Annotated in this window: 2 protein-coding genes; both read right to left on the bottom strand. The window is 42.7% G+C overall.

Translation table 11 applies throughout. The features are described 5' to 3' along the window. Window positions 1-460 precede the first annotated feature (460 nt). Entirely contained in the window at window positions 461-718 is a 258-nt protein-coding gene (locus PX481_RS26780) for a hypothetical protein (RefSeq protein ID WP_002761013.1), read from the bottom strand. A 25-nt stretch (window positions 719-743) separates the two neighbouring features. Next, a complete protein-coding gene (locus PX481_RS26775) occupies window positions 744-953 on the bottom strand; it encodes a hypothetical protein (protein ID WP_002761011.1) in 210 nt (69 codons plus the stop codon). Window positions 954-1,067: the final 114 nt, after the last annotated feature.

The following is a 1,067-nucleotide window of genomic DNA, read 5'->3' as shown; positions in this document are numbered from 1 at the left end:
GAGACAATTAGCTAGGGGTTGCCGAAAAAATCTAAAAACCTTGTTGGGTAAGACTTTTAGACCTTTTGTCAATCAAAAGGTACCAGATATGGGAGTGATCGGGGGGAAAATCCCTGGACGTTGTCCCTGAAAATTAGGTAATTGACCCCCTCAAAATCGGTAAAACTCTACACCCCACACCCCACACCCCACACCCTGTCCCCACGAAAAACTTTTTCAGCAGACCCTAATTAGGGGTCTCAAGACCCCCCTAGCGGCCACCGAGAAAACCTTGACCAGCTAAGTATTTTTACTCAAGTCTCTGGAGGGGGACAGCTTATGTGACAGTTGAGGGTGCGGAATGTGGGCTTGAAATGCTCACACAGCAAACGGATAACAAAATTGGTCAATTGTCAATGGCGTTTGAGATGCGCTGACCCCGGATCATTAATTGCCTCTTGGGAGAATTGATAAATTGCCATTATTTTAAGCCATATTCTTCTCTTAATCTTGTTTTTAACTGCTCAAAAACTAATTCCCCATCGGTTACATTACCCGCTAAAATTTGCTCGGTTGCACTATCAATTTTTTGCCGTAACTCCTCTAATTGATGGTTAGTTTCCTGACTATCTTCGCCTAAAATAATAATTTCTACTCTTTGACTGGATCGAAAGGGTAAATCGGATAAAATTAACTGATGTGATCGCTCAATTGTCACATATTTTTTGTAAGCATTCATATTAGTTTTCCTTTCTTTAACTCAGCTAATTTAAACTCTTAACCACTAACAACTCATTCCCCCGGTCATCAATTACTTTAACGGCAATTTGCCGATGTTCTCCCACTGCAAAAGGTGCGCTGGTTGTCCCTGCTAGATGTTCCCAGACTGATTCCTCATAGGTTCCCTTTAAAGCTTTCTTAATCGAATCCCAAGTGCCGGTACGGGGAAAAATGCCTGATTGACGTGGAAACATAGGCCGTTGTAGTCAGTATCGAGAAACCAAGCGGGGACATTCTTACCCGGTTCTGAGTCCACTTTCATTGTAACCGGGTCAAACACATCCAACCCCAATAACTCCACTTGATAT

It is taken from the genome of Microcystis sp. M53603_WE2 (assembly GCF_030065435.1).
This window is presented reverse-complemented; position numbering and strand designations above follow the sequence as displayed.